Source organism: Enterobacter sp. C3_dUdeg (assembly GCF_057536195.1).
The window spans coordinates 14,287-38,621 of record NZ_BAAKFX010000006.1 but is presented as its reverse complement, the minus strand read 5'-3'; the positions used below and the strand labels follow the sequence as shown (position 1 = coordinate 38,621).

Genomic DNA, 24,335 nt, shown 5'->3' with positions numbered 1-24,335 from the left:
CCATGGTCAGAAGACGATAGCCGTTAGCTTTTTATGCATAGACCTCGCCTTCCGGCAAGGTCTCACTTACAACCACGAAGGTTGCCCGGCGACCGGATGCGTGTTTAACGCATCGTAATGACGATCCACCGGCGAAGAAGTTACTCCCCTTTGCAGGTAACAAAATATGTCAGACCATCGGTTTCGTCAATGGTTTGCGCCGTTTCATTACACAGCTTTACGCGATCGCTTCCGCGCTCACGCCGTCTGCCGGGAATACCACGCCGGTCTGGCGACGGATCTCCGTTTGCAGCTTCGCCGTGGTGCGGCTCACCGCGAGGCCGGGGTGATTCACTTCGTTGTCTTCCACCAGACGGGCGAAGACCTCTGCCTCATAGAGCATAGTGTTAATATGCTGAGGCTGCGTCAGCTCCTGCGCTTTGCCGCCGCGCGGCACAAAGCTCACTTTCTGGCACTCGGAGATCTTCTCGATAACCAGCGAGCCCGCTTCGCCCTGAATTTCGCTCGGCAGCACGGAATCGCTGACTTTGGAGTGCTGTAGCGTGACGCTGAAATCACCGTAATCCAGCACCGCAACACCGTGCGCATCCACGCCGCTCTCCAGCAGGCTGGCGGTGGCGCTGACGCCGTGCGGTTCGCCCCACAGGGCCACGGCAGAGGCCAGGCAGTAGAAACCGATATCCATAATCGAGCCGTTCGAGAACGCCGGGTTAAAGGTGTTGGGGTTCTCGCCGTCCAGGTAGCGCTGGTAGCGCGACGAGTACTGGCAGTAGTTGATAAAGGCTTTACGCACTTTGCCAATTTTCGGCAGGGACTGCTGCAGCAGCAGGAAATTCGGCAGGCTGGCGGTTTTGAACGCTTCGAACAGCACCACCTGGTTTTCGCGGGCAAGCGCAATGGCCGCTTCCACTTCCTCAATATTTGACGCCAGCGGCTTCTCGCAAATCACATGCTTTTTATGGCTGAGGAACAGCTTCGTTTGCGGGAAGTGCAGGGAGTTCGGGCTGGCGATATACACCGCGTCAATGGCGTCGCTTTGCGCCATGTCATCAAGCGAAGTGAAGAGATGCTCAACGAGGTAATCGTTGGCAAAACTCTGCGCCTGCTCAAGGCTGCGGGAATAGACTGCGGTAAGCTTAAGTTTGCCGGTTTCGTGGGCGGCGTCGACGAACTGGCGCGTGATCCAGTTCGTACCAATGACTGCGAAACGTATCATAAACGTTTACGTACTCCGTAGCGGGGAACCTTTAGCCACTGTAGCACGTCATCATGACAATTCGCGTGCGCTATTCCGCATTACCATTTAACGATAAATGCGTAAGCCATAGTCGGGTATCAAACTCCAGCTGGTGGTACTGCGGCTCCATGTGGCAGCACAGGGAATAGAACGCTTTGTCGTGCTCTTTCTCCTTCAGGTGCGCCAGCTCGTGGACCACGATCATCCGCAGAAAGGCTTCCGGCGCGTTACGGAAAACCGTCGCGACGCGGATTTCGGCCTTCGCTTTCAGCTTGCCGCCCTGTACGCGGGAGATGGCGGTGTGCAGGCCGAGCGCGTTTTTCAGCACGTGGATCTTGTTGTCGTACATCACCTTGTTGATCGGCGGCGCGCTCTTCAGATACCGGCTTTTCAGATCCTGCGTATACTGCCAGAGGGCCTTATCGGTCGCGAAATCGTGCGTGCCGGGATAGCGTTTTTCCAGCACCGTGCCGAGCTTCTGCTCGGCAATCAGGCTGCGAACCTGAGTCAGTAAATGCTCCGGATAGCCCTGGAGATAAGTAAGTTGGTTCATCAAAAGCCCAAATTAATGCGAAAACGGGTATACTCACGCACCCTTTTCAGGGATACGCCAAATTTTACCATTCAGGAGGGCCGATGAGCCACTTAGACAACGGTTTCCGTTCACTCAACCTTAAACGTTTCCCGGAAACGGACGACGTTAACCCGCTCATGGCGTGGGAAGCGGCGGATGAATATCTGCTGCAGCAGTTGGATGAGACTGAAATCCGCGGCCCGGTTTTGATCCTGAATGACGCCTTTGGCGCGCTGGGCTGCGCCCTGGCGGAGCACACGCCATACAGCATCGGCGATTCCTACCTGAGCGAGCTGGCGACGCGTGAAAACCTGCGCCATAACGACATCGAAGAGTCCAGCGTGAAGTTCCTCGACAGCACCGCGGACTACCCGCAGGCGCCGGGCGTGGTGCTGATCAAAGTGCCAAAAACCATGGCGCTGCTGGAGCAACAGCTGCGCGCGCTGCGTAAGGTCGTGACGCCGGAAACGCGCATCATTGCGGGCGCTAAAGCGCGCGATATTCACACCTCGACGCTCGAGCTGTTCGAGAAAGTCCTCGGCCCGACCACCACGACGCTGGCCTGGAAAAAAGCGCGCCTGATCAACTGCACCTTCAGCGCGCCGGAGCTGGCCGACGCGCCGGAGACCCTGAGCTGGAAGCTGGAAGGCACCGACTGGACCATCCACAACCATGCGAACGTCTTCTCCCGCACCGGGCTGGATATCGGGGCGCGTTTCTTTATGGAACATCTGCCGGAAAATCTGGAAGGTGAGATTGTCGATCTGGGCTGCGGTAACGGCGTGATTGGCCTGACGCTGCTGGCGAAGAACCCGGACGCCAGCGTGGTGTTCAGCGACGAGTCGCCGATGGCGGTGGCCTCCAGCCGTCTGAACGTGGAAACCAACATGCCGGAAGCGCTGGACCGCTGCGAGTTTATGATCAACAACGCGCTGTCCGGCGTAGAGCCTTTCCGCTTCAATGCCGTGTTCTGCAACCCGCCGTTCCACCAGAAGCACGCCCTGACGGATAACGTCGCGTGGGAGATGTTCCACCACGCGCGCCGCTGCCTGAAAATCAACGGCGAGCTGTACATCGTGGCGAACCGCCACCTGGACTACTTCCACAAGCTGAAGAAGATTTTCGGCAACTGCGTCACCGTTGCGACGAACAATAAGTTCGTGGTGCTGAAGGCGGTGAAGCTGGGACGTCGTCGTTAAGATTGGGGATGTGCGGCCTGATGCCCTCACCCCGACCCTCTCCCACAGGGAGAGGGAGCAAACGCTAAAAACGGCAACTGGGTTGCCGTTTTGCTTTTACCCTGGCCGCCCGGCAATACCCTAGATCGCCAGAGCCAGCTTCGTCCCCTGCGCAATTGCCCGCCGCGCGTCCAGCTCCATCGCCACATCGCACCCGCCGATCAAATGCACCGTTTTACCGGCTTCGCGCAGCGGATCCGCCAGATCGCGCTTTGGCTCCTGCCCGGCGCATAAAATCACATGATCCACACGTAACAGCTGCGGCTCGCCGCCGATCGTGACGTGCAGACCCTCGTCGTCGATCTTCTGGTAGCTCACCGCCGGGATCATCTTCACCCCGCGCGAGAGCAGGGTGGCGCGGTGGATCCAGCCCGTGGTTTTGCCCAGCCCTTCGCCCGGCTTGCTGGCCTTGCGCTGCAGCATCACGATCTGCCGCGGGCTTTTCGGCAGCTGCGGCCCTTCCGGGCGTAGCCCTCCGGACTGGTTCAGGCTGGTGTCGATACCCCATTCCACGCAAAACTCGGCGATGTTCTGGCTGGTGGCCTCGCCCGGCTGGCTTAAGTACATGGCGGTATCAAAGCCGATCCCGCCGCAGCCGATAATCGCCACCTTCTCGCCAACCGGCGTTTTGTCACGCAATACATCCAGATAGCTCAACACCTTCGGATGATCGATACCCTCGATCGTCGGCAGGCGCGGTACGATCCCGCTCGCCAGGATCACCTCGTCGAAACCGGCCAGATCCGCCGCATTCACAAACTGGTTTAGCCGCAGCTCGACGCCCGTCAGGTCGATCATCCGGCGGTAGTAGCGCAGGGTTTCATAGAACTCCTCTTTGCCGGGGATCTGTTTGGCGATATTAAACTGCCCGCCAATCTCCGCTAGCGCATCAAACAGCGTCACGCTGTGCCCGCGCGAGGCGGCATTCACCGCAAACGCCAGGCCCGCGGGGCCAGCGCCCACCACGGCCAGACGTTTTTTATTAACCGCCGGAACGATCGGCATTTTGGTTTCATGGCAGGCGCGCGGGTTAACCAGGCAAGAGGTGACCTTGCCGACGAAGATCTGATCCAGACAGGCCTGGTTACAGCCGATGCAGGTGTTGATCTCGTCCGCACGGCCGCTTTGCGCTTTGGAGAGCAGTTCGGCATCGGCCAGGAACGGGCGCGCCATCGACACCATGTCGGCGTCGCCGCGTGAAATCACATCGTCCGCTACCTGCGGATCGTTAATGCGGTTGGTGGTGACCAGTGGAACAGAGACTTTGCCTTTCAGCTTCCGTGTTACCCAGCTGAACGCCGCGCGCGGCACCGGCGTGGCGATGGTCGGGATGCGCGCCTCGTGCCAGCCGATGCCGGTGTTGATAATCGTGGCACCGGCGGCTTCAATCGCCTGCGCCAGCTGCACGGTTTCGTCGAACGTGCCGCCGCCTTCCACCAGGTCGAGCATCGACAGGCGGAAGACGATAATAAAGTCTGCGCCCGCACGTTCGCGCACCGCGCGCACCACCTCCACGGCAAAGCGCATCCGGCGGGCATAGTCGCCGCCCCATTCGTCGTCGCGCTGGTTGGTGCGGGCCGCGAGAAACTCGTTGATCAGATAGCCTTCTGAGCCCATCACCTCCACGCCGTCATAGCCCGCCTCGCGCGCCAGCGCCGCGCAGCGGGCAAAGTCGTCGATCAGCGCCAGGATCTCATCGTGGCTGAGGGCGTGAGGTTTAAAGCGGTTGATTGGCGCCTGAATGGCCGACGGCGCGACCAGGTTCGGCTGATAGCTGTAGCGCCCGGTGTGCAGGATTTGCAGGGCGATTTTACCGCCCTCGCGGTGTACCGCGTCGGTCACAATGCGGTGGTGCGGCAGCTGTGACGCATCGTTCAGGACCGCGCCGCCCTCCATGCCCACGCCGGAAGGCGCAGGGGCCACGCCGCCGGTGACAATCAGCGCCACCCCGTGGCGGGCGCGCTCGGCATAGAAGGCTGCCAGACGCTCGGCCCCGTCCGGATGCTCCTCCAGCCCGGTGTGCATCGAGCCCATCAACACGCGGTTTTTGAGTGTGGTGAATCCCAGATCGAGAGGGGCGAATAACGACGGGTAGCGGCTCATAGTCTCTTCCAGTGTAAAATTATTGTTATGTGGTCGGATGAGTTACTAATTTAGCCAGCGGGAGCGGAAAGGTAAAAGCAGGATCGAATGATTGTGATAGATCTCAAAGAACTTCGCCCCTCACCCTAACCCTCTCCCCAAAGGGGAGAGGGGACTGGCTGGTGCGGTCTCAAAGAATTGGCTCGATCTGATTTTTTCCCTCTCCCCTCAGGGGAGAGGGGCAGGGTGAGGGGTGTGGGTTTTTACTAACCCCGGGGCCTGCCACATCGACGTCGTCAGCCCGCTGTCCACCAGCCCGAGCTGGTCCGCGTACACTGCCTGCCATTTCTGCATCATGCCGTCGTACAGCTCGCGGTGCTGCGGGTTCGGCGTGAACTCGCGGCTCCACTTCACCAGCCGCTCGCCCGTCGAGGCCATATCCGCAAACAGCCCCGCGCCCGCGCCTGCGGCAATCGCGCAGCCGAGCGCCGTCGCCTCTTTCACTTCCGGCACGCGCACCGGCAGCCCGGTGACGTCGCTTAAAATCTGGCTCCACAGGGCGCCTTTGGCCCCGCCGCCCGCAAACACCAGGCTTTCAAACGTCACGCCGGAGAAGCGCGAGATCTGCGCCAGGTTGCAGGCCGAGACGATCGCCGCGTTCTCCTCCAGGGCGCGGAACAGCGTCGCTTTGTTGCACTTTTCCGGGTCGATGGAAAGGTTAATGAACGACGGCGCGGCGTGGTACCACTGCTTGAAATGCATCGCGTCGGAGAAAATCGGCATCACCCCGTGGGAGCCTGCCGGTACGCGGCTCGCCATCTCTTCCAGCAGGGAATAGGTGTCCATCCCCATCCGCTCGGCAATCAGCTTTTCCTCGGCGCAGAAGGCGTCGCGGAACCAGCGCATGGTCAGCCCGGTAAAGAAGCTGATCGACTCCGCCTGCGCCATGCCGGGGATAACGTGCGGGTTCACGCGGATATTCATCTCGGGGTCGGTACGCACCTGCGGCAGGTTGACCACCTGCTGCCAGAAGGTGCCGCCCAGCACCGCCGTCTGTCCGGCGCGGACCACGCCCAGCCCCAGACAGCCCAGCTGCACGTCGCCGCCGCCCATCACCACCGGGGTGCCTTCGCGCAGGCCACTCTGCTGCGCGGCCTCTTTGGTAATCGCGCCCAGCACGGTGCCGGTCTCTTTCACCGGGGAGAGGATATCTGCGCGCAGCCCGGCCATATCGAGCAGCGCCGGACGCCAGTCGCGGGAGAAGAGATCCAGCATGCCGGTGGTGCCCGCGTTAGACGGGTCAACAGCCAGCTCGCCGGAGAGCTTCGCCGCCAGCCAGTCGCTGATCATGGTGATGGTGGCGGCTTTACGGTAGATGTCAGGACTATGGTGCGCCAGCCACAGCAGGCGCGGCATGGCGCTCAGCGCCAGCGTCTGGCCGGAAACCTCATACACCTGGGATTCAAAACGGTCGTCGTGGATCTCTTTGAGTTCGGCCACCTCGCGGCTGGCGCGGGCGTCGACGTTGGCGCAGGCCCAGATGGCCTCGCCGTCGCGGTCGTACAGCACGATCCCTTCGCGCATCGAGCAGCAGGCGACGGACTGAATATCCGCCGTGCTCAGGCGCGCACGTTCCAGCGCCTGATGAATGCACCGGCAAGCCAGCTGCCAGTTGGTCTCCAGATCGAACTCCATCGATCCCGGCACGTTCTCCACGCTCAGGTGCTTCCACTCGGCCTGGCCGACGGCAATCTGGTTGCCCTGTAAATCGAAAATCACGGCGCGAACGCTGCCTGTCCCTGCATCTAACGCTAAAAGGTAACTCATGAGCTTGCCTCGTTGTTAGCGCAGGGCGGCTCTTAGTCGGCCAGAGCCAGCACCGCGCGGGCTGTCGTCTCCTCCGTCACCAGGCCATTGATACGGCGACCCTTCAGTGCGGCATAAATCGCATCGGCTTTCTCTTCCCCTCCGGCCACGCCAACGATGGTGGGCAGCTGCGCCAGTTCATCGAGCGTGACGCCCAGCAGTTCTTTGTGGATCTCCAGCTCCTCGACGCATTCCCCTTCGGCATTGAGGAAATAACCGAGAATGTCGCCGATCGCCCCTTTGCGGGCGTACATCAGCTGTTCACCTTCGCTGATATAGCCGGATCGCAGTATCGTGGCGTCACGGCGCTGGTTCACTGAACCAATGCCGACCACCGCCACGTCGGCGGCGGTCGCGGCGAGGATCACGTCCCGCACGCTGGTCTCGCGTTTTAAGATCCCGGCCACCTCTGCGGATGACACGCGAAGCGGGGCGGGGATCATGCTGACGCTGCAGGCCGCGTCCAGCTGGCCAATACCGGTCATGTACGGCCCGACGCCGCCGGAGAGCGTCACCAGGCGGATCTGCTGCGAGCTGATAAAGCCGCTCAGGTGCTGCAGGCAGCTCATGGTGGTTTCACCAAACCCCACCGCCAGAAGCTGGCCGGGCTCCAGTACGCCCATCAGCGACTGCGCCGCGCCTATGCCCAGCCGCACGTTCATCGGCGGCGTATTTAACGCGGGCATCACGCGCACCAGCTTCAGGCCAAAGCGCTGCTGTAGCTCGGTCTCCAGCGCCAGGCAGCCCTCGTAGCGGGAGTTGATCTGCACGCGGATCACCCCGGACTGACGGCCTTTTTCCAGCAGGCGGGAGATCTTCAGGCGCGGCAGCCCGAGCCGCTCGCCGATGTCGTTCTGGGTCAGCCCGTCGTGGTAGTAGCACCAGGCCACGCGCGCCACCAGCTCCTCTTCCGCCAGTGCCAGCCCGGCAAACCGTCCTTCTTCCGCAGTGCGTTTATCGCTCATAGTTGAACTCTTATAAAAATTTAGATCATATGTTCGTGATGGCGCGAAGGGAAAGTGTGAGCCACGCGACAAAACGGATCTTTTAGATCGTTTCTGGTTTATCTGTATCTCAATCGATAAAACTGTGATCCCTGCACGGTTGTAAATATAGTTCACCGTCTACGCTTTTGAACATTATTAAATCTAAAAATCATTTGTTCAATAGCGGAGCGATGATGACACCACTTCTCGACGCGCGGAATATCAGCAAGCAGTTCTCAGGCGTGCCGGTCTTAAAAGGCATTGATTTCACGCTGCTTGCGGGCCAGGTGCACGCCCTGATGGGCGGAAACGGCGCGGGAAAATCGACGCTGATGAAGATCATCGCCGGGGTCGAAACGCCGGACGGCGGTGAACTTTCTGTCGAGGGGCAGTCATATGCGCGGCTCACGCCCGCTCAGGCGCACGGGTTAGGCATTTATCTGGTGCCGCAGGAGCCGCTGCTGTTCCCCAACCTGACGGTGCGGGAAAACATCCTGTTCCGCCTGCCGCGCGGACGCGATCTGGAAAAGCGCCTGGCGGAGAAGCTCCAGCAGCTCCAATGCCAGCTTAACCTCGACGCCACTGCCAGCACCCTGGAGGTGGCGGATCAGCAGATGGTGGAGATCCTGCGCGGGCTGATGCGCAACGCCAGGATCCTGATCCTCGACGAACCCACGGCCTCCCTCACGCCCGGCGAAACCGAGCGGCTGTTCCGCCAGATCCGCGCCCTGCAGGCGCTCGGCGTCGGGATTGTCTTTATCTCGCACAAGCTGCCGGAGATTCGCCAGCTGGCAAGCCACGTCTCGGTGATGCGCGACGGCGCGGTGGTGCTGAGCGGTGAAACCGCGCAGTTTGACGACAGCGCCCTGATCGCCGCCATGACGCCGGTAAGCCGGGAGAAATCCCTCAGCGATACGCAAAAGCTGTGGCTGGCGCTGCCGGGCAACCGCCGCACCCAGGCGCAGGATTTCCCGGTGCTGCGGGTAGAGGATCTCACCGGGGAAGGCTTTATCGATCTCAGCCTTGAGATCTTCGCCGGCGAGATCGTCGGCCTGGCCGGGCTGGTGGGATCCGGGCGCACCGAGTTTGCGGAAACGCTCTACGGCCTGCGGCCGGTACGCGGCGGACGCGTCTGGCTGGAGAATCAGGACTTTACCGCCGAGCCGGTAAGTTCACGCCTGGAAAAAGGGCTGGTCTACCTGCCGGAAGACAGGCAGGTATCCGGCCTGTTCCTCGACGCGCCGATCCGCTGGAACACGGTGGCGCTGAACGAGCCGTCGATTTGGCAGCAGCGCAAGCGGGAGTCGGCGGTGGTGGAGCGCTATCACCGGGCGCTGGGGATCAAGCTCAATCATGCGGATCAAACCGTGCGCACGCTCTCCGGCGGCAACCAGCAGAAGGTGCTGCTGGCGCGCTGTCTGGAGGCCAACCCCTTATTGCTGATCGTCGATGAACCGACGCGCGGAGTGGACGTCTCGGCGCGCGCCGACATCTATCAGCTGATAAAAAGCGTGGCGGCGCAGAACGTGGCGGTGCTGATGATCTCAAGCGATCTTGACGAGTTCCCGGGCCTTGCGGACCGCGTGCTGGTGATGCATCAGGGCGTGCTCAGCGGCGAGCTGCCGCGCCACGCCGTCAGCCTCGACAGGATGATGGCGCTGGCATTCGGAGGGCAGTCATGAAGACCTTGCTGAAAAACCGCGAGCTGAGCGCGTTCCTCGCCATTCTGGCGCTGTTCGCCGTGCTGGTGGCGCTGAATCCGTCCTACTTCAGCCTGCAGACGCTGGGGATGATTTTCGCCAGCTCGCAGATCCTGATCCTGCTGGCCATCGGTGCCGCGCTGGTGATGCTGACCCGCAATATCGACGTGTCCGTTGGCTCAACCGTCGGGCTGTCCGCCATTGCCGTCGGCGTGGCGCTGAACAGCGGCTACAGCCTGCCCATTTCCATTCTCTTCGCGCTGTCTGTTGGCGCGCTGGCCGGGGCGTTCAACGGGTTTCTGGTGGTGGGGCTGCGCATCCCGGCGATTGTCGCCACCCTCGGCACGCTGGGGCTGTACCGTGGCGCGATGCTGCTCTGGACCGGCGGAAAGTGGATTGAAGGACTGCCACCCGGGCTGAAATCCCTCTCTGAGCCTGCCGCCATCGGCATTTCGCCGCTCGGCATGCTGGTGTTGATTATCGCGGTCACGGGCGCGTGGACGCTCTCGCGCACCGCGTTCGGGCGTGATTTCTACGCGGTGGGGGATAACCTCGCCGCCGCGCGCCAGCTGGGCGTGGCGGTGAACCGCACCCGCATGATCGCCTTTACCCTCAACGGCATGCTGGCGGCCTGCGCCGGGATCGTCTTTGCCGCGCAGATTGGCTTTGTGCCCAACCAGACCGGCAGCGGGCTGGAGATGAAGGCCATCGCCGCCTGCGTGCTCGGCGGTATTTCGCTGCTGGGCGGCACGGGCACGCTGATTGGCGCGCTGCTCGGCGCCTTCTTCCTGACCCAAATCGACACCGTGCTGGTGCTGTTCAGGCTCCCGGCGTGGTGGAACGACTTTATCGCCGGGCTGGTGCTGCTGGGCGTGCTGGTGCTCGACGGGCGTCTGCGCCAGGCGCTGGCGCGCCATCAGCGGGCGCTGAAGTACGGCCGCTTCCAGCCGGGTAACAAAGGGGGAAAGCACGTCACCCCGTTTCCCAAACGCAAAAAAGAGGTGGCGTAAATGAGGCTTAACTGGGAAAGCGCGCTGCTGATTTTACTGGTGCTGGAGATCCTGCTCTTTGGCGCCATCAACCCGCGCATGCTCGACGTCAACATGCTGCTTTTCAGCACCAGCGACTTCATCTGCATCGGTATCGTGGCGCTGCCGCTCACGCTGGTCATCATCAGCGGCGGGATCGACATCTCCCTCGGCTCAACTATCGGCCTGTGCGCCATCGCGCTGGGCGTGATGATGCAGTCCGGGTGGCCGATGGCGGTCGCTATTCCATTGACGCTGCTGCTCGGCCTGCTGTGCGGGCTGCTGAATGCGGCGCTGATCCACTACACCGGCATTAGTCCTTTAGTCATCACCCTCGGCACGCTTTACCTCTACGGCGGCGGCGCGCTGCTGCTCTCCGGCATGGCGGGTGCGACGGGCTACGAGGGCATCGGCGGTTTCCCGGACGGCTTCACGGCGTTCGCTAACCTCACGGTGCTGGGCCTGCCGATCCCGCTGGTGCTGTTCGCGGTGATTACGGTTTTCTTCTGGCTGATTACCCACCGCGGGCGCTTTGGTCGTCATCTGTTTTTGATTGGGCAAAACCCGCGCGCGGCGCGCTATGCGGCGCTGTCGGTGAACGGCATGCCCTACGCGCTGTACGGCCTGGTGGGCGTGGCCTCGGCGATTGCCGCACTGGTGATGGTCTCCTATTTCGGCTCCGCGCGTTCGGATCTGGGGCGCGATTTGCTGATGCCTGCGCTCACCGCCGCCGTGCTCGGCGGGGCCAATATCTACGGCGGGTCAGGTTCGGTTGTTGGTACGGCGCTGGCGGCGCTGCTGGTGGGCTACCTGCAGCAGGGTTTACAGATGGTCGGCATCCCTAACCAGGTGTCGAGCGCGCTGTCAGGGGCGCTGCTGGTTGTGGTGGTGATGGGACGTTCGCTGAGTCTGCACCGCGAGTGGGTGCGTTCTCTCTTTAGAAAACTATCCGGAGCGTAAGATGAAAACAAAACTGATAGTCCTGGCAATGGCCCTCAGCTTCGCCTCGGCGCAGGCGGCGGACCGCATTGCCTTTATCCCGAAGCTGGTGGGCGTGGGGTTCTTCACCAGCGGCGGCAACGGCGCGAAAGAGACGGGGAAAGACCTCGGCGTGGACGTGACCTACGATGGCCCGACCGAGCCGAGCGTCTCCGGGCAGGTGCAGCTCATCAATAACTTCGTTAACCAGGGCTATAACGCCATTATCGTCTCCGCCGTGTCGCCGGACGGCCTCTGCCCGGCGCTCAAGCGCGCGATGCAGCGCGGCGTCAAGGTCCTGACCTGGGATTCCGACACCAAACCGGAGTGCCGCAGCATCTACATCAACCAGGGGACGCCGGAGCAGCTGGGCGGCCTGCTGGTGGAGATGGCGGGCAAACAGGTCACCAAACCGAACGCTAAAGTAGCGTTCTTCTACTCCAGCCCGACCGTCACCGACCAGAACCAGTGGGTGAAAGAGGCGAAGGCCAAAATCGAGAAAGATCACCCCCAGTGGCAGGTCGTGACGACCCAGTTTGGCTATAACGACGCCACCAAATCCCTGCAAACCGCCGAAGGGATCTTAAAAGCCTATCCGGATCTGGATGCGATTATCGCCCCGGACGCCAACGCGCTTCCAGCGGCGGCGCAGGCGGCGGAAAACCTGAAGCGGGAAGGGGTGGCGATTGTCGGCTTCAGCACGCCGAACGTGATGCGCCCGTACGTTGAGCGCGGCACGGTGAAAGCCTTCGGCCTGTGGGATGTCGTACAACAGGGCAAAATTGCGGTCAACGTCGCCGATCGCCTGCTGAAAAAAGGCGATCTTAACGTCGGCGACAGCGTGGACGTAAAAAATATCGGCGCGCTGAAGGTCGAGCCGAACAGCGTGCAGGGCTACCAGTATGAGGCGAAGGGCAACGGCATCGTGCTGCTGCCGGAGCGCGTGGTGTTCACCAAAGAGAACATCAGCAAATACGATTTCTGACGGGGGAGCAAATGGCTGATTTAGACGACATCAAAGACGGCAAGGATTTTGGCATCGGCACGCCGCAGCAGAATGTGCCGTACACCCTGAAGGGCTGCGGCTCGCTGGACTGGGGCATGCAGTCCAGGCTTGCGCGCATCTTCAACCCGCAGAGCAACCGCACGGTGATGCTGGCCTTTGACCACGGCTACTTTCAGGGGCCGACCACCGGCCTTGAGCGTATCGATCTCTCCATCGCGCCGCTGTTTGGCGAAACCGACGTGCTGATGTGCACCCGCGGCATCCTCAGGAGCCAGGTGCCAGCCGCGACGAACAAACCGGTGGTGCTGCGCGCGTCCGGCGGTAACTCGATTCTGGGCGAACTGTCGAACGAGTGCGTGGCGGTGGCGATGGAGGACGCGCTGCGCCTGAACGTCTGCGCGGTGGCGGCGCAGGTTTACATTGGCAGCGAGTTTGAGCATCAGTCGATCAACAACATCATCAAGCTTGTCGATGCGGGCGCGCGCTACGGTATGCCGACGCTGGCGGTGACGGGCGTGGGGAAAGAGATGGCGCGCGACGCGCGCTATTTCTCGCTGGCCAGCCGCATCGCCGCCGAAATGGGGGCGCAGTTCGTCAAAACCTACTACGTGGACGAGGGCTTTGAAAAAGTGACCGCCAGCTGCCCGGTGCCGATTGTGATCGCCGGGGGCAAAAAGCTGCCGGAGCACGAGGCGCTGGAGATGTGCTGGCGCGCTATCGATCAGGGCGCATCCGGCGTGGACATGGGGCGCAATATCTTCCAGTCCAGCGCGCCGCTCGCCATGCTGAAGGCGGTGAAAAAAGTGGTTCACGAGAACTGGAACGCCCGCGATGCGTTCCAGTTCTGGCAGGATGAGAAACAGGGAGAAGCAAAATGAACGTGACGCTGGTGGAGATCAACATTAAGCCCGAGCGGGTGGACGAGTTTCTGGAGGTGTTTCGCGCCAACCACGAGGGGGCAATCCAGGAGCCGGGAAACCTGCGCTTTGACGTATTGCAGGACCCGAGGGTGAAGACCCGGTTCTTTATCTACGAAGCCTATAAAGACGAGGAGGCGGTGCTGGCGCACAAGCAAACCCCGCACTATCTAGCGTGCGTGGATAAGCTTGAGGAGCTGATGTCGGAGCCGCGCAAGAAACGCAGTTTTGTGGGGCTGTTGCCGGAGTAACAGGCGTTATAAAGGTTTTGTAGGCCGGGTCAGCGCTAGCGCCACCCGGCGTTGTTCAAGCCAGCGCCAGATCCGCAAGTATCGTAGCAAGCGCTTCGCGCGGCTCACCCTGAAGAGCCTGAAGGGGGAAGGGTAGCGCGGGTGTTTCCACTTTCCCCAGCATTTCTGCCGCTGCCGCTACCACCCGCAAACTACCATAATGGCGGAACAGCGCCCAAAGCGGCTCCAGCCGCTCGGATTGTGCCGACTCTTTCGAACGGGCAATCGCCAGCGCTGTTTGCGGAAACAACCCGCCGACCACCGAGTACCAGACGTCAAACCCGGCCTGCAGGGCGGAGGCCGCTCGCCAGTCACCGGCGATGCCCAGCGTGACGGTATCAGGAAGACGAGCGCGTACCTGCAACAGGTCCTCCGGCACGCGGCCAAGCTTAATGGACCCTATATTCGGCAGGGCCGCGGCGGCAAATAACAGTTCATCGCTAAACGAAAAACCGGTTGTGGCGGGATTATCGTAAATGCACAGCGGTACTGAGAGCTGGCGGGTCACCGTTTCATACAGATTAAATACTTCGTCTTCCGTTAATCGCTGGTACGACACGGGTGCCAGCAGCACGCCGGAGACACCTGCCGATTGCGCGTCGTCAGCTAGACGCAGAATATCGTCCAGCCGCAATGCGCCGATGCTGACGATGACCGGAATGTCATCAGCATGCGCCACCGCGCAGCGTGCGATCCGACCGCGCTCTTCAACGGTCAGATAGGCGTAACTTCCCGTTGAGCCCAAAATGCCCAGTGAATCCATACCAGCGTCGACCACGGGGCGCAGAAGATTGATGAAGGAGTGCTCGTCAAACGTCCCCTCTTTCAGGGGGGTTAACGGAAACGCGCTTAACCCGTGAAACATCGTGTTGTCCTCCTACAGCGTCAGCAGCTGAACCCGAGCCGTGGCTCCCGGCATCAGCCGCTGCAGGTTGTTGACCAGTTCTTCTCCTGCCTCTTCCAGTGCCGCAAGGGGCATCGACGGCAGGCTTTCAAGAATAAACCACATGGATTGTGCCTGCCTGTCCAGACGGGTACGTACCCCCTGTCGCCAGTTCCAGCGGCGGCAGGTGACGCCGAGATCGTCGCGCCAGATAACCTCGCCCGGTTCCGGATGTTCCATCACTGGTTGTCCCTCTTTGAAGGTATCAAACGGCTCGCTGCCGTCGGCCAGCGTCAGACGCGGCGCACCCGAATACGCCGCGAGATTTTCCCCGCCCACCGGAATGGCATAGCGAATACTCACCGCGTTATAGATATCTACGACCGGATCCAGCGACGGCAGCGAACCGTCTTTCAGTACCCGCTTGCGCAGGGCAGATGCCGAGCAGGGCGTGCGTTTCGGTTTCGCGCCGAAGGCTTTAAACACCTCATCCCAGTCTGAAAGGTGTGCATCAGCCCATGGCACATCATCATTCAACATCTGCTGGCAGGACTGCGCCAACGCGGCGGGCGCAACCTCGGGGTGGGTTATCGGCGCAGCTTCAACCAGAATGCTCAGCGCCCGAAAGCCCGGGGCAATCCCGGCAAGATGCGAATCTATTGACGGCGTAACGAGAGACATAAATAATCCTGTATTGACTGTTTTATACCATGGTAGTGACCAATGACTGATAAAGTCAATATAATGACTTCGCAGGGTGCCGATGTTGCCCTGGTAAGCCTGGCCGTGGCAAACCGCATACGCAACTGGCGCAAAGAGAAAAAGCTGTCTCTGGACGAGTTGTCCCGCCGGGCAAGCGTTAGCAAAGGCATGCTGGTGGAGATCGAAAAGGGCGCAGCCAACCCCAGTATCGCCATCTTGTGCAAGCTGGCCGCCGCGCTCGGCATCTCCGTAGCGGATATCGTCAACGTATCCAGCGAGCCGCTGGTGCACGTTATCGAAGAGGCCGCGATTCCGGTGCTGTGGCAGGGCGCACAGGGTGGACGCGCCAGACTGCTGGCGGGAACCGCAGGCCCGGATATGATTGAGCTATGGCAGTGGGAGATGCAGCCGGGAGAGCGCTTTACCTCTCCGGGGCACCCGGCGGGAACCTTTGAGCTGCTGCACGTGAACGAAGGCGTTTTAACGTTGACGGTGGATGAGACGGTGACCCAGGTTAACGCTGGCGCATCGGCGGTGGCGAAAACGGAAGCGGCGCACGGATATGCGAACGAAGGCGATACCGTGCTTCGCTTCACCATGACGGTGGCGGAATTTCACCGATAAAAAGCAGCCCGGTGGCGCTACGCTTACCGGGCCTGCATGCAGTATTTTGTAGGCCGGGTAAGCGTAGCGCCACCCGGCGTTGATTACGCCTCTTCCACACTTATTCGCAGCGCTGCCAGCGCTTTACGCGCCGCTTTCAGCACCTGCTCGCACTGCTCAATCGTCAGCGTCAGCGGCGGTTCAATGCGGATGGTTTTCGAGTTGTTGAGCGTTCCGGCGACCAGCACCCGCTGGCGGAACATCTCGCTCGCGAAGCTATAGCCGGTTTCGTTGTCGACAAATTCAATCGCCATCAGCATCCCTTTCCCACGCGCGTCCTGCACCAGGTCCGGATACTCCCGGCCTAGCTGACGGAAGCCGTCCAGCAGCATGTCGCCTTTCTGCTCCGCCTGCGCGGGCAGGTTTTGCTCCAGCAGCACATTGATGGTTGCCAGCGCGGCCGCGCAGGCCAGCGGGTTACCGCCAAAGGTGGTGGTATGCAGGAACGGGTTGTCGAACAGCACCGAGAACACCTCTTCAGTCGCAACCGTCGCACCAATCGGCATCACGCCGCCGCCGAGCGCTTTCGCCAGGCACAGGATGTCCGGCTGAACGTTTTCGTGCTCGCAGGCAAACATCTTGCCGGTGCGCCCCATCCCGGTCTGGACTTCGTCGAGGATCAGCAGCGCGCCAAACTCATCGCACAGCTGACGCACGGCGGGCAGATAGCCCTGCGGAGGGAGGATCACGCCGCCTTCACCCTGAATCGGCTCCAGGATCACCGCCGCCACGTCATCACCGGTTTTACGGCATTCGCTCAGCACGGTGCGCATGGCGTTAATGTCGCCGAACGGCACGTGGCGGAAGCCCGGCAGCAGCGGCATAAACGGTTTGCGGAAGGTGGATTTGGCGGTAGCAGACAATGCGCCCAGAGATTTACCGTGGAACGCGCCGCTGGTGGCGATAAAGGTGAATTTCCCGCGCGGCGACTGGTACGCTTTGGCGAGTTTAATCGCCGCTTCGACCGATTCCGTGCCGCTGTTGCTAAAGAAACTGTACTTCAGTTTGCCGGGCGTTAAGGCCGCCAGCGTTTTCGCGAGCATGGCGCGAAGCGGGTCGAGCAGTTCCTGGCTATGGAGAGGTTGTTTCGCAAGTTGATTCTGTACGGCGGAAACCACAACTGGATTACGGTGCCCCACGTTGAAGATACCAAAACCACCCAGGCAATCGATAAACTCCTGTCCCTGGGTGTCGACAAGCGTGTTAAGACTCCCCGCTTGCCACTCTACGGCTCCGTAATCCCCGCCGGCGGTAACAGATTTGCGATACTCCAGAAAACCTGGATTGACGTGCTCTTTAAAGTAATCGATGACCTCTCGGTTAAGTTGTTTCATCTCCTCATGATCGAGCGTTCGCTTCTCAATGAGATTCAGTGCGTGCGCGGTACAGGCAAGAGCCGAGGCGCTGGAAGGTAACCTGTTCAAAATGTGCTCCCGGGGATCGCGTATCACATGATACTGGTTTAAGTATTGCAGGGATTACGCCACTTCAGATGACTTAACGAAAATCGGGATAAACGCCAGGTTAAAATAATGTTGCACAATATTTAATCATGCCGGAGCAACCGAAACGGGATTTAGCGGTACAGGACAAAAAGGGTAAATGAGGCCGGAAAAGCGCATCTGCACTAAAGAAGTGCATTGGCTGCAACTTAAGTGGGCATTAACTGGTCATGCTTTATAGGTAATTTCTTTGAGAAATTATTTGAAATCAATGAATTATAAAATCGTACAAAAAGTATGGTTTAAGTGAAATCTGCGATCTTCATCAAGTTTAACAACTAAAGATAAATTGTTTACCGCCGAAAAAACATTGACCCACAAAATTAACATTCAAATAACCTGCAAGGGATGCCCACGATGTCCTCTCCAACCTATGTCACCCAGAATGAATATCCTCTGGACGATGACACCACCTTAATGTCTACCACAGACGTCCACAGCTACATTACACACGCCAACGACACCTTTGTGCAGGTGAGCGGCTACCAGCTTGATGAGCTGACGGGCCAGCCGCACAATCTGGTCCGCCACCCCGACATGCCAAAAGCCGCGTTTGCCGATATGTGGTACACGCTGCAGCAGGGCGAGCCGTGGAGCGGAATTGTCAAAAACCGGCGCAAAAACGGCGACCACTACTGGGTGCGTGCGAATGCGGTGCCGATGGTGCGCCGCGGGCAGGTGACGGGCTATATGTCCATTCGCACCAAAGCCACAGCCGAAGAGATTGCGATCGTGGAGCCGCTCTACCGGGCGCTGAACGACGGGAGCTGTAAGAAACGCGTGCACAAGGGGCTGGTGGTTGGAAAAGGCTGGCTGGGCAAACTGCCGGCAATGCCGCTGCGCTGGCGCGTGCGTAGCGTGATGGCGGCGCTTTTTGCGCTACTCGCCGCCACGCTGGTCGCGACTTCCGCCGGGTGGATGCCGCTCGTTGCTGCCGCGGTGGTGATGCTGCTGGGAACGCTGCTGTTTGAGCAACAGATTGTCCGCCCGGTAGAGAATGTGGCGCAACAGGCCCTGAAGGTCGCAACCGGTGAGCGCAACAGCGTGCAGCATCTGAACCGCAGCGACGAGCTCGGGCTGACGCTGCGCGCGGTCGGGCAGCTGGGCCTGATGTGCCGCTGGTTAATCAATGACGTGTCGAGCCAGGTAGTGAGCGTCCGTGACGGCAGCGACAGGCTGGCGCAGGGAAATGAAGACCTGAACGATCGCACGCGTCAGACCGTGGCGAACGTGCAGCAGACCGTCGCAACAATGAACCAGATGGCCGCTTCCGTTCAGAGTAACTCTGAAACCGCCGCCGAGGTGGATAAACTCTCCATGGCCGCGAGCAGCGCGGCAACGAAAGGGGGCAACGCGATGCAGACCGTGGTCAAAACCATGGATGACATTGCCGACAGCACGCAGCGAATTGGCTCGATTACCTCCCTGATTAACGACATCGCTTTCCAGACCAATATTCTGGCGCTGAACGCGGCGGTTGAAGCGGCAAGGGCAGGAGAGCAGGGAAAAGGTTTTGCCGTGGTCGCGGGCGAAGTGCGCCATCTCGCCAGCCGCAGCGCCAGTGCCGCCAATGATATTCGTAAACTGATTGATGCCAGCGCCAGCAAGGTGCAGTCCGGCTCTGAGCAGGTTCACGCCGCAGGCCGCACGATGGATGATATCGTGGTGCAGGTGAAAAACGTGACGCAGCTTATCGCCCAGATCAGCCACGCGACCTCCGAGCAGGCAACCGGGCTGTCAGAGTTGACCCGCGCGGTGGCCGAACTCGACAGCATCACGCAGAAAAACGCCGACCTGGTCGAGGAGAGCGCCCACATTTCTGCAATGGTGAAGCACCGCGCCGGACGCCTAAAGGATGCGGTGACTGTGCTCCACTGAGTCAGTAATGTTCCAAAAAAGCCGTTTATACCGTAGGGAATAAACGGCTTTTTATTTTTCTGATTGTGACTATTAATGTGGTTTATTGTTAATTTAATATTAAATAACTAAAGAAATTGCCTCAGTTATTTATTCCTGCCTAAGTCAGTTCTTCAGAATGCTATTTCGAAAATACCCCGTTTGACGGTCTGGTAACGATCGATGAGGCTACATTAATAGCCTACACCTATGCATTGCGGGGGTTATTAAATAAAAAAACGATCAAACTCATAAAGTTAGCGAAATCGTTACCGATAACAGCGATCGTCTGAGAAATAATCACATCGATGGAGAAAATATGTTTTTACATGACGTAAAGATCGGCACGAAATTATTTCTGGCGTTCGGGTTCTTTATTGTCCTGATGGCCATCAGTGCGAGCCTGTCTCTGCTGAGCCTGAACCGGGCTAATAACGGGATGCAATCGATTATTACCAGTGATTATCCGACCACGGTAAAAGCGAACCAGTTAATCGATAACTTCCAGGAATTTATTAGCACTCAACAGCTGATGCTGCTGGACGAGCAGGGCACCTATACGGGGCAATCTCAGCAGCGCCTGAAAGAGATCAGCGAGCACATCACGGTGATCCTGGGCGAGCTGAACAACGCGTTGCAGGATCAAAAGTCTCAGCAGGTTCTGGCGGAGATCCGCAGCGTGCGCCAGCAGTATCTGGACTCGCGCTACCGCATTCTGCAGGCGGTGCAGAACAACAATCGTGCGGGCGCTATTCAGGAGATGATGACCACCACCCTCGCCGTGCAGCAGGCTTATAAAGCGAAGGTGAAGGAGCTGATTACCATTCAAAACAGCGAGATGCAGAGTGCCGGCGCGCAGGTGGAAGGGGATTTCAGGTCTAACCGCCTGCTGCTGATCCTGCTCACGCTTTTTAGCGTTGCGGCAGGCAGCCTGATTGGCTGGTTTATCGTGCGCGCTATCACTCGTCCGCTCGGCGAGGCGGTGCATTTTGCAAAAGCCATTTCTGAGGGCGATCTGACGGGCAGCATCACGCCACATGGTAAAGACGAAACGGGTCTGCTGCTGCATGCGCTGATGGAGATGAAAACGCGACTGCTGGACATCGTGCAGCAGGTGCAAACCGGCTCGGAGAATATCTCCAGCGCAGCCGCGCAGATTGTCGCCGGGAACCAGGATCTGGCCGCGCGCACGGAAGAGCAGGCAAGTTCTGTAGAACAGACCGCCGCCTCGATGGAGCAGATCACCGCAACGGTGAAAAATACCGCCTCGCATACCGGGGAAGCGACCAACCTCTCGGCGGATGCCGCCACGGTGGTCAAAAACAACGGCGAGATGATGAAGCAGGTGACCAGCAAAATGCGCCTGATTAACGAAACATCGAACCGAATGTCCGACATTATCGACCTGATCGACGCTATTGCTTTCCAGACCAATATTCTGGCGTTGAACGCGGCGGTGGAAGCGGCGCGCGCCGGCGAGCACGGTCGCGGCTTTGCGGTGGTGGCGGGTGAAGTTCGCCAGCTTGCCCAGAAGAGCGCGTCGTCTGCCAGCGAAATCCGCGAGCTGATTGAGAGCTCTACCAGCCAGACCCAGGACGGGATGAACCTGGTTGAAAAAGCGAGTGCGTTGATCAACGGGATGGTCGGCAACGTGGAAGAGATGGACGTGATCCTGCGCGAAATCCGCCAGGCCAGCCACGAGCAGACGGAAGGTATCTCGCAGATTAACAGCGCGATTGGCCTGATTGATGCCACCACCCAGCAGAACTCCGCGCTGGTGGAGGAGTCCGTCGCGGCGGCAGCATCGCTTAACGAACAGGCGATGCACCTGAAGGAGCTGGTACGCGTCTTCCGCGTGAGCGAGCACGCTCCGGCTTAGTCCAGCTGGGAGATCTCGAGCGCCGCGCGGTCAATAACGCCGATAATCTGCTTGAGCTGCGCGTCGCTGAGCTCTCCCTGATTCACCTTCAGGTCTAACACCGCTTTGAAGTTATCCAGCGCCCGCTTCATCTGCGGGTTTTTGCGCAGCTGAAAACCGACGGAACGCGCTTTGATACGCACCTGGATCTGTTCCAGCTGTTCCCGGTTTTCGTCCAGCCAGCGTTGTCCTTCAGCGGTAATCGTAATCGTCTTACGACCGTTCTCTTCTTCCGTAATGGTGATAAAGGTTTGATCCTGAAGATAATCCAGGGTCGGGTAGATCACTCCTGGGCTCGGGGTGTAATTCCCCTGGGTCAGGTTCTCGATCTCTTTGATCAGCTCGTAGCCGTGGCTCGCGCTGCGGGTCAGGATATCCAGAATCACCAGCCGCAGATCGCCGTGGCCGAAAAAGCGCGGTCGGCGCCTGCCGCTGTCGTGTTCGTGTCGCATAGTAGCTCTCTCAATTTGATATATCTAAACTATATCTAAGATATATTCAGATGCAATCTAAAAGATCTTGCATTTTTACTTACTAGTAATCATTATCATTTGGATAATTGATTTAGATATATCGTATTCACCATAGAAGGGGCTAAAAATGGCATCTACCCGTTACCCACAGCGTGTTCGTAATGACCTGCGCTTTCGCGAGCTGACGGTGCTCCGCGTTGAGCGCGCCAGCGCGGGTTTCCAGCGCATTGTTTTAGGCGGCGAGCAGCTGGAGGGCTTTAGCTCCCGCGGTTTCGACGACCATACAAAAGTCTTTTTCCCGGCTCCTGGGGCGGTATTTGTACCGCCGGTGGTCACCGATGAAGGCATCGACTGGGGTGACGGCGTACGTCCTCAGACGCGCGACTACACGCCGCTGTACGACGAGGCAAACCATGAGCTGGTACTCGATTTCTTCATTCACGACGGCGGCATTGCCAGCCGCTGGGCGGTCGAGGCGAAAGCGGGAGACAGGCTGACCATCGGCGGTCCGCGTGGTTCGCTGGTGGTGCCGGAGGATTACGCCTGGCAGCTGTACGTGTGCGACGAGTCCGGCATGCCCGCGCTGCGTCGACGCTTAGAAAGCATTGCTAAACTGCCGGTTCGCCCGCAGGTTCATGCGGTAGTGACGGTCGGGGACGAATCTTATAAAGACTATCTGGCACACCTGAGCGAGTTCGAAATCACCTGGGTGGTGGGCCACAGCGAGCAGGCGGTAGCGGACCATCTGGCGGCGCTGACCGTTCCAGGGGAAGATTACTTCATCTGGCTGACCGGGGAAGGGAAGGTAGTGAAGACGCTGAGCCGTCAGTTTGAAACCGACGCGATTGACCCTCAACTGGTGCGTGCCAGCGCATACTGGCACGCCAAATAATCAGGCGGCGGAATCCAGCTGCGCTTCGCTCACCTGATGTTCGAGCGAGGCGCGGACCTCGTGCAGCGCTTTCTCCTGCTGAGCGAAGTATGCTTCCATATTGTTCAGCGACGAGACCAGAAGCCAGGACTCCTCTTTCTCCAGCTCCGCCAGCTCGTTCACTAAAATGTCGATTTGCTCGCGAACCTGCGCCATTTTTTTGCGGATACGTTCCAGATCGTTCAGCCTGTCGCTTGCCATCAATGGCTCAAAGCCCTGCTGCAGCCGGGCCACCAGTGAGCGAATGGTTTTAACGTCGCCACGCTGCTTCGCCTGGTTGAGCTGGACCATCATCGCGTTAGCTTCCTCTTTCAGGTCGTCCGCCACCAGATCCGGGTGGCAGAGCTTGCTCGCCTGCCGCCAGAGGCGCTTGAGCTCGTTCCGATCCTCTTCCGAAAGATCCTTGCCCTTGCGCAGCCGCACTTCGGCATCGTGATGCTGCTCGCGATACTTCTCGTACTCTTCGTTAGCGTCGTCGCGCGCCTGACGCGCAGGCTCCTCTTCGCGCGTTAAGCCGCTCTCCAGCTCCAGCGCTTCGGCCAGCAGGTTGGCAATCAGATTGCTTTGCTGTTCCAGATGCTTACGCGCCTCAGCGGCCTGCACGGAGTCGGCCGGGAGATCGCGCCAGCGCTGGGTGAGCGTCGCCAGCACCTCTACCGCCTGCGCCATATAGCGCTGGCAGCGACGGTAATCTTCCTCGCGACGACGCGCTTCCGCCTGCTGACGGCGCAGATTGAGCTCGGCCAGCGTTTTACGCAGGGCGAGGATCTGCTGCATCAGCGGCCCGAGGCGAGAAAAATAGAGATCGTTGAACTCATCAAGCTGCTGCACCCGGGCGTTGCGCCGGTCAATCAGATCGCGTAGACGCTCTTCCAGCGCCTTCAGCTCCAGCTTGCTGGCGGCCACCTGCGGATCTCGCCACTGGGTTACGGCGCGCTGGCCCTGCAGCCAGGCGGTAATTGCCGCCATCGCAGCGGTGTAGTTCTTCTCCTCAAGCGCCACGACGATTGCCTGTAGCTCATCGTCAAACGCTTCATTTTTCAGGCGTGTCAGCTGGCTCTGGATGATGTCGTCATCTTCCAGTTCAATGGCATTTTTAATGATTTCTAGCCGTTTGATCGGTGTGCTCATGATGCCTTTCGCTTTGGCGCTTAAGTATTTGAGTTAAGGTTAGTTGTTGTAAAAGCTACAGGAAATAATACACACGGATGATGATCGGCGCGATGGGGGATTTCTTTAGAATTTACAGAGTGTGAAGATGGGCGCTTAACAGGAAAATAAGAGAGTTGCTTTATGAGGTTAAATCTAATTCATTGAAATATAGAGTAATTATCTCTAAAGCAAGGCGGGTCCCTACGCAAAATACGCAAGTAAAGGCATTACGGTTCGGTAAAATATCTGTAGATTAGGCAGTGGACCAAAGAGAGGGATACCAGAGGGATTCCAGTTCCCTTCCGGGGGGCGG

General features: G+C 59.5%; 21 protein-coding genes. 11 read left to right on the top strand and 10 right to left on the bottom strand.

Annotation, left to right across the window (positions count from 1 at the left end; translation table 11 throughout):
- Nucleotides 1-217 precede the first annotated feature (217 nt).
- Both AC27FC_RS15055 and AC27FC_RS15050 read right to left on the bottom strand, forming a co-directional pair.
- Nucleotides 218-1,216 carry a Gfo/Idh/MocA family protein gene (locus tag AC27FC_RS15055; RefSeq protein WP_033146716.1) on the bottom strand — a complete coding sequence of 333 codons (999 nt, stop codon included), beginning with the start codon at nt 1,214-1,216 and terminating at the stop codon, nt 218-220.
- Nucleotides 1,217-1,286: 70 nt separating this feature from the next.
- Nucleotides 1,287-1,790, bottom strand: a complete 504-nt coding sequence (locus AC27FC_RS15050) for a YgjP-like metallopeptidase domain-containing protein (RefSeq protein WP_069303332.1) — start codon at nt 1,788-1,790, stop codon at nt 1,287-1,289.
- A gap of 83 nt (nt 1,791-1,873) precedes the next feature.
- On the opposite strand from AC27FC_RS15050, the gene rlmG reads away from it, so the two are divergent.
- Entirely contained in the window at nt 1,874-3,010 is a 1,137-nt protein-coding gene (gene rlmG / locus AC27FC_RS15045; protein ID WP_010435862.1) for a 23S rRNA (guanine(1835)-N(2))-methyltransferase RlmG, read from the top strand.
- A gap of 120 nt (nt 3,011-3,130) precedes the next feature.
- Here rlmG and AC27FC_RS15040 read toward each other — a convergent pair whose 3' ends face one another.
- The 3 genes from AC27FC_RS15040 to lsrR all read right to left on the bottom strand — a co-directional run bounded on the left by AC27FC_RS15040 (nt 3,131) and on the right by lsrR (nt 7,962).
- The gene (locus AC27FC_RS15040) at nt 3,131-5,152 is read right to left on the bottom strand and encodes an NADPH-dependent 2,4-dienoyl-CoA reductase (RefSeq protein WP_196355052.1); all 2,022 of its coding nucleotides are present in this window, start codon (nt 5,150-5,152) and stop codon (nt 3,131-3,133) included.
- Nucleotides 5,153-5,359: 207 nt separating this feature from the next.
- Nucleotides 5,360-6,958: an autoinducer-2 kinase gene (gene lsrK, locus AC27FC_RS15035; protein ID WP_487160237.1), complete on the bottom strand. Its 1,599-nt coding sequence runs from the start codon at nt 6,956-6,958 to the stop codon at nt 5,360-5,362.
- A gap of 32 nt (nt 6,959-6,990) precedes the next feature.
- A complete protein-coding gene (gene lsrR, locus AC27FC_RS15030) occupies nt 6,991-7,962 on the bottom strand; it encodes a transcriptional regulator LsrR (protein ID WP_196355053.1) in 972 nt (323 codons plus the stop codon).
- A gap of 215 nt (nt 7,963-8,177) precedes the next feature.
- On the opposite strand from lsrR, the gene lsrA reads away from it, so the two are divergent.
- The 6 genes from lsrA to lsrG are packed head-to-tail and all read left to right on the top strand — an operon-like array spanning nt 8,178 to nt 13,863.
- Nucleotides 8,178-9,665, top strand: a complete 1,488-nt coding sequence (lsrA, locus tag AC27FC_RS15025) for an autoinducer 2 ABC transporter ATP-binding protein LsrA (protein ID WP_196355065.1) — start codon at nt 8,178-8,180, stop codon at nt 9,663-9,665.
- Nucleotides 9,662-10,693 carry an autoinducer 2 ABC transporter permease LsrC gene (lsrC, locus tag AC27FC_RS15020; protein ID WP_048981226.1) on the top strand — a complete coding sequence of 344 codons (1,032 nt, stop codon included), beginning with the start codon at nt 9,662-9,664 and terminating at the stop codon, nt 10,691-10,693. Before lsrA ends, lsrC begins: the two co-directional genes overlap by 4 nt.
- Nucleotides 10,694-11,671, top strand: a complete 978-nt coding sequence (gene lsrD / locus AC27FC_RS15015) for an autoinducer 2 ABC transporter permease LsrD (RefSeq protein ID WP_064673346.1) — start codon at nt 10,694-10,696, stop codon at nt 11,669-11,671.
- A 1-nt stretch (nt 11,672) separates the two neighbouring features.
- Nucleotides 11,673-12,674 carry an autoinducer 2 ABC transporter substrate-binding protein LsrB gene (lsrB, locus tag AC27FC_RS15010; protein ID WP_094934449.1) on the top strand — a complete coding sequence of 334 codons (1,002 nt, stop codon included), beginning with the start codon at nt 11,673-11,675 and terminating at the stop codon, nt 12,672-12,674.
- Nucleotides 12,675-12,685: 11 nt separating this feature from the next.
- Nucleotides 12,686-13,573, top strand: a complete 888-nt coding sequence (gene lsrF / locus AC27FC_RS15005; RefSeq protein ID WP_033146707.1) for a 3-hydroxy-5-phosphonooxypentane-2,4-dione thiolase — start codon at nt 12,686-12,688, stop codon at nt 13,571-13,573.
- Nucleotides 13,570-13,863, top strand: coding sequence for a (4S)-4-hydroxy-5-phosphonooxypentane-2,3-dione isomerase (gene lsrG / locus AC27FC_RS15000; protein ID WP_008503162.1), 294 nt, complete (start codon nt 13,570-13,572; stop codon nt 13,861-13,863). The genes lsrF and lsrG overlap by 4 nt, the downstream gene beginning before the upstream one ends.
- 55 nt (nt 13,864-13,918) lie before the next feature.
- Here the strand turns inward: lsrG and AC27FC_RS14995 are convergent, their stop codons facing one another.
- Both AC27FC_RS14995 and AC27FC_RS14990 read right to left on the bottom strand, forming a co-directional pair.
- Entirely contained in the window at nt 13,919-14,767 is an 849-nt protein-coding gene (locus tag AC27FC_RS14995) for a dihydrodipicolinate synthase family protein (protein WP_033146705.1), read from the bottom strand.
- 12 nt (nt 14,768-14,779) lie between these two features.
- Nucleotides 14,780-15,466: a B3/B4 domain-containing protein gene (locus AC27FC_RS14990; protein ID WP_094934448.1), complete on the bottom strand. Its 687-nt coding sequence runs from the start codon at nt 15,464-15,466 to the stop codon at nt 14,780-14,782.
- A 42-nt stretch (nt 15,467-15,508) separates the two neighbouring features.
- Here AC27FC_RS14990 and AC27FC_RS14985 point away from each other — a divergent pair, with 42 nt between their 5' ends.
- Nucleotides 15,509-16,111 (top strand): helix-turn-helix domain-containing protein, encoded by a 603-nt coding sequence (locus tag AC27FC_RS14985; protein ID WP_039260488.1) that lies wholly within the window; start codon nt 15,509-15,511, stop codon nt 16,109-16,111.
- Between the two features lie 83 nt (nt 16,112-16,194).
- Here the strand turns inward: AC27FC_RS14985 and ygjG are convergent, their stop codons facing one another.
- Nucleotides 16,195-17,574, bottom strand: a complete 1,380-nt coding sequence (ygjG, locus tag AC27FC_RS14980) for a putrescine aminotransferase (protein WP_023309267.1) — start codon at nt 17,572-17,574, stop codon at nt 16,195-16,197.
- A 435-nt stretch (nt 17,575-18,009) separates the two neighbouring features.
- On the opposite strand from ygjG, the gene AC27FC_RS14975 reads away from it, so the two are divergent.
- Both AC27FC_RS14975 and AC27FC_RS14970 read left to right on the top strand, forming a co-directional pair.
- A complete protein-coding gene (locus AC27FC_RS14975; protein ID WP_196355054.1) occupies nt 18,010-19,530 on the top strand; it encodes a methyl-accepting chemotaxis protein in 1,521 nt (506 codons plus the stop codon).
- 337 nt (nt 19,531-19,867) lie between these two features.
- A complete protein-coding gene (locus AC27FC_RS14970) occupies nt 19,868-21,427 on the top strand; it encodes a methyl-accepting chemotaxis protein (protein ID WP_023333505.1) in 1,560 nt (519 codons plus the stop codon).
- Here AC27FC_RS14970 and AC27FC_RS14965 read toward each other — a convergent pair.
- Nucleotides 21,424-21,918, bottom strand: a complete 495-nt coding sequence (locus AC27FC_RS14965; RefSeq protein WP_094934446.1) for a PadR family transcriptional regulator — start codon at nt 21,916-21,918, stop codon at nt 21,424-21,426. The two genes, AC27FC_RS14970 and AC27FC_RS14965, sit on opposite strands and share 4 nt — an antisense overlap.
- 148 nt (nt 21,919-22,066) lie before the next feature.
- On the opposite strand from AC27FC_RS14965, the gene AC27FC_RS14960 reads away from it, so the two are divergent.
- Complete coding sequence (locus AC27FC_RS14960) at nt 22,067-22,831, top strand: siderophore-interacting protein (protein WP_069303328.1); 765 nt, start codon at nt 22,067-22,069, stop codon at nt 22,829-22,831.
- Here the strand turns inward: AC27FC_RS14960 and AC27FC_RS14955 are convergent, their stop codons facing one another.
- Entirely contained in the window at nt 22,832-24,001 is a 1,170-nt protein-coding gene (locus AC27FC_RS14955) for a coiled-coil domain-containing protein (protein WP_033146698.1), read from the bottom strand.
- Nucleotides 24,002-24,335: the final 334 nt, after the last annotated feature.